Origin of the sequence: Mycobacterium gordonae (genome assembly GCF_001417955.2) — a bacterium.
In the GTDB taxonomy this organism is placed as follows: domain Bacteria; phylum Actinomycetota; class Actinomycetes; order Mycobacteriales; family Mycobacteriaceae; genus Mycobacterium; species Mycobacterium gordonae_B.
This window is the reverse complement of record NZ_LKTM01000363.1, coordinates 23,402-30,006: the sequence shown is the minus strand read 5'-3', so window position 1 is coordinate 30,006 and position 6,605 is coordinate 23,402. Positions and strand designations below refer to the sequence as shown.

At 66.2% G+C, this 6,605-nt stretch carries 7 protein-coding genes and 1 tRNA gene; all 8 read right to left on the bottom strand.

The features are described from left to right. Positions 1-84 precede the first annotated feature (84 nt). Complete coding sequence (locus AO501_RS29735) at positions 85-447, bottom strand: hypothetical protein (protein WP_156452852.1); 363 nt, start codon at positions 445-447, stop codon at positions 85-87. Positions 448-528: 81 nt separating this feature from the next. After that, a tRNA-Arg gene (locus tag AO501_RS29730) sits at positions 529-604 on the bottom strand. 49 nt (positions 605-653) lie between these two features. Next, positions 654-1,478 (bottom strand): LLM class F420-dependent oxidoreductase, encoded by an 825-nt coding sequence (locus AO501_RS29725; RefSeq protein ID WP_082658923.1) that lies wholly within the window; start codon positions 1,476-1,478, stop codon positions 654-656. Between the two features lie 6 nt (positions 1,479-1,484). Beyond that, a complete protein-coding gene (locus AO501_RS29720; RefSeq protein ID WP_055581165.1) occupies positions 1,485-2,555 on the bottom strand; it encodes a poly-gamma-glutamate hydrolase family protein in 1,071 nt (356 codons plus the stop codon). After that, a complete protein-coding gene (locus AO501_RS29715; RefSeq protein WP_055581164.1) occupies positions 2,556-3,797 on the bottom strand; it encodes an Nramp family divalent metal transporter in 1,242 nt (413 codons plus the stop codon). A gap of 77 nt (positions 3,798-3,874) precedes the next feature. Beyond that, on the bottom strand, positions 3,875-4,582 hold the full coding sequence (locus tag AO501_RS29710; RefSeq protein ID WP_055581163.1) for a flavodoxin family protein: 708 nt from the start codon (positions 4,580-4,582) through the stop codon (positions 3,875-3,877). 84 nt (positions 4,583-4,666) lie between these two features. Continuing rightward, positions 4,667-5,746, bottom strand: a complete 1,080-nt coding sequence (locus AO501_RS29705) for a diacylglycerol kinase (RefSeq protein ID WP_055581162.1) — start codon at positions 5,744-5,746, stop codon at positions 4,667-4,669. A gap of 10 nt (positions 5,747-5,756) precedes the next feature. Beyond that, complete coding sequence (locus tag AO501_RS29700) at positions 5,757-6,548, bottom strand: SDR family oxidoreductase (RefSeq protein ID WP_055581161.1); 792 nt, start codon at positions 6,546-6,548, stop codon at positions 5,757-5,759. Positions 6,549-6,605: the final 57 nt, after the last annotated feature.

The window sequence follows — 6,605 nt, the reverse complement described above, 5'->3', positions numbered from 1 at the left end:
CCCATCTTCGGAAGACCTCGACCCCTATCCCGACAACGACGCGCCGAGCACCCCTACACCCTCATCTGCGAAGAGCCACTTTTGTCATCGCTGGGCCGCCTGAGCGTTTCGGCAGGGGTGGGCGAGTCCTGATTTCCGTTTCAGGTCCCTGTTCCACGTAACCGTCCACGTTTCAGCTAGACGCGCGGCGTCGATAAGCCGTTCGGCCATCTCGCGGGCCTCGGCCGGCGTCAGACCTTCATCGCAGACGACGATGACGCCGGGGGCTTCCTCCCCGGACACGACGATCCTCCCGTCATGGTCCTGCATGCAGGCCGTGACGATCCGGCCTTCCGCCCTGACCGGATGCCGGGGGCCGAACACCACCCGTAGGCCATCGGAATCGAACCCTGTCGAACGATCAGCACCAGGCGGGAGCGCTGGGGCTGGGGTTTCAGTGGTGGTCACGCGGTGTCTCCAATCGGATTGGAGCTACGCCGCTGGCTAATTGTGCAAATCTTGTGCGGGATTACATCTGCACTGGTCAGATGGTGCCCCCGGCAGGATTCGAACCTGCGACACCGGCTTTAGGAGAGCCGTGCTCTATCCCCTGAGCTACGGGGGCGACGGGCTGAGCTTACCGGGCGCGGCCCCGACCGGAGACCGCTCACTGATCAGCGCAGTTCGGCGATCACATTGGCGAAGTTGTCGATGTGGTTGTCCTGCACGGTGAAGTGGGTGACGCCGTATTTCTCCCGATGCCCTGCCAATTTTTCCGCCATCTCGCGAGGGGATCCGCTCAGCACCGAGTGCATGGCCAGCAGCTCCTCATCGGAGCGATCGGGCGCGTTGCGCCTGGTCAAAGACAGGTTGGGAATGGTCTCGTCCGGGCCGGGCACCGCGGTGATGACGAGGTTCAGTTCGAGCGCGCTGAACCGATCACCCGCCGCGGTGCGGACGAACTCGATGCGCTCGGCCAGCGGGTCTTCCACGTCGCGCACCTTCGCGCCGGTGAGCCCGATGATGTCGGCGTGCCGGGCGGCCAGCGTCATCACCCGGTCGCCGCTGCCGGCGATCATGATCGGCACCCGCGGGTGATGCTCGGTCAAGTATTCGGTCATGTGTTGCAGATAGTCGACGCGCGCTCCGGCGCTCGGGTATGGCAACTCGGCAGCTTCGAATTCCTCACGGACGTAACCGGTTCCGAGTCCCACCTCCAGGCGTCCGTCGCTGAGAATGTCCAGTGCCCCGATGTCGCGGCTCAACAGCGCCGGCTTGTAGAACGCGGCGTTGAGCACGTACATGCTCAGGTGGATCCGCTCGGTGACCATGGCCGCCGCCGTCAACGTGGGAAACGGCGCGGCCGCACCGAGATGGTCGGGCACGCAGAGCACGTCGAATCCGAGATCCTCGGCCCGCTTGGCGATGTCCACCAGCGCCTCCCGCGACCTGAAGTAGCGGATGCTCAAGCCGAATCGGAAATCCTTGTCCACCAACAACCTCCATCACTCCGAAGGCGACTGCCACGAACGGGCCGCCGCTGCCAAACCTTGCGCCAAACTGACCGTCACCGGTGACCAACCATCAGCGCCCGGGAGGGGGCTGCGTGGGCTCAAACCTCGGACCCGAACCGGCAGTTCCAGCTGCGTCCCACCGTCCCGTACCCGGTTCACCGGGTTGTCCGGGTGCAAGCCCCGCAGCGCCGCAGGGATGGCCTCGAGATCGGTGACCACCTCATACCCCGACAACTGGACATGTCCTGCCACGTGCGACGCGAGTGCACGGTTACGCCCGCCGGCCAGCAGTTGCGTGCCGCGCCCGATACGGCCGTACCCGTGCAGCGAGACAGCGACGTCGACGTGGTCGAGGAACGCCGCCAGCTGGGCAGACTCGGCCGGATCGAACCGCGACGACGGCAGGTGGTGCGGATAGCGGTCGGGATGGCGCAGCACGTACACCGACGCGTCCGCGTCCCGGGCGGCCCGCTCGGCGATCACGTCGGTCATCTGCTCCAGACCGCCGCCGTGGATGGCGAGAAATCCGAACCGCGACCGCAACCGGCTTGCCTCCACCATGCCCGGCTCGCTCAATAACTCTGAAAGCGACTGCGGCCCATCCCCGTTGGCAGACAAGGGATGCGGCCACCGCGTCGGATCCCAGCGGTGCAGAAAGTCGATCCAGCGTTGCGGCAGCCCATGGTGATTGGCGCCATCGATGATGCGTGACAGGTAACCGGGCCGGGGAGGTCCGGGGGTCACCCGGTGGTCGATGTACACCCACGCCGGCGAGGGTCCCGATGGGGTGTGCACATCCAGCTGATCCCTGCGGTAACGCACCGGCACACCCTCGGCGCTGTCCAGGACGGTCAGGTCACGGTCGGAAAGCCGCCACAGCACGCCGTGCACTTCGCTTCCCGGGCACGGTTCGACCGTGGCCACGCCGCGCTCGTTGATCAGCCAGTCGTGATCGGACAGCACCGCCGGGCGCGGGTCACCGGCATCGGGACAGCGTGCCGCCATCTGTCGCACGCACAGGTTGGATCCGTATGCGAAGTAAAGGTGCCGGCGGACCGGCATTCAGCCCGTCACCGTCAGATAGATCAGTGCCACGTTAAGCAGACTAATCATCACCGCGACCACCCAACCAACGACCGTCGTGGCGGGATGATTGGCATCGCTGCCCATCAGCTTTCGGTTGGCGGTCAGACGGACCAGTGGCAGCACCGCGAACGGGATCCCGAACGACAGCACCACCTGGGAGAGCACCAGGGTTCTCGTGGGGTCGACGTTCAATGCCAGCAGCGCTATCGCCGGACCCAAGGTGACGAGGCGTCGCACCACCATCGGCACCGACCAGTGCAGCAGCCCTTGCATGATCATCGCCCCTGCGTAGGCGCCCACCGAGGACGACGCCAACCCCGAGGCGAGCAAGCCGATCGCGAACAGCACCGCGATTATCGGCCCCATCGTGTCGCGTACCGCGGCGTACGCGTCGTCGATGGAGGCCACGTCTCCGTGGCCGCGCATGTTGAAGGCAGCGACCAGTAGCATCGCGGCATTCACCCCGCCGGCGATCACCATCGCCACGCCGACGTCCCAGCGGGTGACACGCAGCAACCGCCGCCGGGCGGCACCCGCCTCGGGCTGCCCGTGCCGGTCGCGGGACAGACCGGAATGCAGATAGACCGCGTGCGGCATCACGGTGGCGCCCAGGATGGCGGCGGCCAGCAAGACGCTTTCGGTTCCCTGGAAGCGCGGCACCAAGCCGGACATCACCTCCCCGGCCGGCGGCGTGGCGACGAAGAAGCTGGCCGTGAACCCCAGGGCGATCACCAGCAGCAAGCCCGTGATGACCACCTCGAACAGGCGCTGGCCGCGCCGGTCTTTGATCAGCAGCAGCACCAGGGAGATGGCGCCGGTGATCAGCCCGCCGATCGGCAGCGGCAGCCCGAACAGGATGCGCAACGCGATGGCCCCGCCGATCACTTCGGCGACATCGGTTGACATGGCTACGATCTCGGCCTGGGCCCAGTAGGCCAGCCGGGCCGGACGGCCCATGCCCCGGCCGATCGCCTCGGGCAGCGAATGCCCGGTGACCAGCCCGAGCTTGGCCGACAAATACTGCACCAGGCCGGCCATCACATTCGCGGCGACGATGACCCACAGCAGCAGATACCCGAACTTCGAGCCCGAGCTCACGTTGGCCGCGACGTTTCCCGGGTCGACATAGGCGATCGCGGCGACGAACGCAGGCCCCAGCAGATACCAGCCCGCGCGGTCCGAGCCTGCCTTGTCCGTGACAGTGGTCTCCTGCGCCAAGGTCGCGACCTATCCCTACTGTTCGAAGTAAAAAGTTAGGTTAACCGAAACCTGGTTCGCCGCCGGCATCGCCCGTCCTAGCTGCGGTATTCCGGGTTGGCGAAAGTCGGGCGGCAGCCGGCGTCCCACTGCGTGCGCTGGTTTCCCTCGGCCGGTATGCCGCCGTTGGCCTTCAGCATCCGCGCGACGTGTATCAGGTTGTAGGTCATGAAGGTGGTGTTGCGGTTGGTGAAGTCATTTTCTGGACCGCCCGACCCCGGGTCGAGGTAGGACGGTCCCGGGCCGGCCGGCCCGATCCACCCCGCGTCGGCCTGCGGCGGGATCGTGTACCCCAGGTGCTGCAGGCTGTACAGGATGTTCATCGCGCAATGCTTGACGCCGTCCTCATTGCCGGTGATCAGACATCCGCCGACCCGTCCGTAGTAGGCGTACTGCCCGGCGTCGTTGAGCAGATGCGAGCACGAGTAGAGACGCTCGATCACCCGCTTCATCACTGAGCTGTTGTCGCCCAGCCAGATTGGTCCGCACAGCACCAGAATGTCGGCGGCCAGCACCCGTTCGTACAGAGTGGGCCATTCGTCTGACTGCCAGCCATGTTCGGTCATGTCAGGCCACACGCCGGTGGCGATGTCGTGGTCGATCGCGCGCAGGGTGTCGACCTCGACGCCCTGCTCACGCATGATGCCCGAGCTACGCTCGATCAGGCCGTCGGTATGGCTAAGTTCGGGAGAACGCTTGAGGGTGGCGTTGATGAACAGGGCGCGGAGACCGTCTGCTGAAGTCAAGGTTGTTTACCTGCCCGTCCGGGTTGGTGGTGGCGTTTTCGCGGTGAGAATACCGCCGTCAGCAACTGCCACCGCCGGGGGCGATCAGTCAGCCGGCAGGTAGAGACCCCGCCCCGGGATCAGCGGCAGATCCAGGGTGGTCCGAATGCCGGGCGCGGCAGCGACCACCGAAGGAATCGCGTTGACCACCCGCATCGCGGTCGCGACCAGCCCCGCATGATTGTGGTCGCCGCGCCTGCTGCTCAGGCAGATGTCCATGGCGTACGACGGCTCACCGGTGATCTCGACCCGATAGGAACCCCCGGGCTGCGCGGGCTGCGGCCACTCCGGGCACAGATCCTCACGCAATCGGGTGATGTGTTCGAGCACTACCGCGGGCCGGCCACCGACCATGCCCAGCACCTCGAACCGTAACGCCGCGGCACTGCCCTCGGGGACGTGGCCCGACGCGATGTCGAAGGCTTCGGGCGCCGGCACCCGTTCGTATTTCTCGGTGACCTCATCGAGCGAAATACCAAGTCCCGCAGCAAGTTGCCGGACCACCGAACCCCAGGCCAGGCTCAGCACCCCGGGTTGCAGCAGGATCGGAGTTTCATCGAGTGGCTTGCCGAAGCCCATCACGTCGAACATGACGACGGCGCTGTCGTAGGTGGCGTAGTCGACGATCTCCATGCAACGGACCTGCTCGACGCTCTGACAGGTACCGGCCAAGGCCATGGGCAACAAGTCGTTGGCGAAGCCGGGGTCGATGCCGCCGACGAACAGGCTCGAATTGCCCTCGCGCGCAGCGTCTTCGATCGGCTTGATCAACTCCTCGGGCAGCACCTGCCATGGGTACTGCAGGAAGACCGGGCCGCTGCCCACGATATTGATCCCGGCCGCCAGGACACGCCGGTAGTCTTCCAGCGCCTCGGGCAGTCGGTTGTCCGCCATGGCGTTGTAGACGGCACACTGCGGTTGCGTGGCCAGCACGGCATCCAGATCGGTCGTCGCCAGTATGCCAGTGGACCCGTCGAGGCCGGCAAGCTCGGCTGCGTCCTTGCCCGCCTTGGCATCTGAGGACACCCAGACGCCGGTGAGCTCGAATTCCGGGTTGCTGATCAGAGCCTTGAGTGAATGAACGCCGACGTTGCCGGTGCCGAGTTGGACGACGCGTATTGCCATTATCGGCTCCTTAGAGATCCGGGACGGGGATGTCGAGGTTGGGGTAGGTGAGGCCACCGTCGACCTCGAGCGTCTTCCCGGTCAGGAAGCCGCCGGCGGGTGAGGCCAAATAGACTGCGGCAGCGGCGATATCGAGCGGATCACCGAGACGGCGCAGTGGTGTCGCCTTCTCCATCGGGGCCCGCAGCTCTTCGTTGCCCGCCACGACGTCGAGCGCCGAGGTCAGGATCGACCCCGGCGCGATCGCGTTCACCCGGATGCGCGGGCACAGGTCCAGCGCCGTCAGCCGGGTGTAGTGGGACAGGGCGGCCTTGGCGGTGCCATAGGCGGCGAAGCCCCGCCCGGCCAACCGGCCGATGGCCGAGGTGATGTTGATGATGCTGCCGCCGCCGGAGTGCTCGAGCATCAACGGCACGGCCGCGACGGTGAGGGCGTGCGCGGTGGCGACGTTGAACGTGAAGGCGTCCTTGAGGTCCTTGGTCGATGTGGTCAGCAGCGTGTTGGGCATCGTGCCGCCGACGTTGTTGACGACGATGTCTAGTTTCCCGAACGCTTCGACGGCCGCACCGGCCAGCTTGGCGGTGTCTTCCGGATGCGCCAGGTCGGCGGTGACGACGTGGGCGCGGCGCCCGGTCGCGCGAACCTGCTCGGCCACTTCGTCCAACTGGGATTGGGTTCGGGACGAAATGACGACGTCGGCACCGGCTTCGGCGAACGCCACGGCCATGGCCGCACCCAGGCCGCGACCGCCTCCGGTGATGACTGCGACTTTGTCGTCCAGACGGAACCTGTCGAGGATCACGAGGGCCTCGTTTCAGTTGACGGCCGAAACGGGGGCGCCGTCCCGGGAGAATTCTGT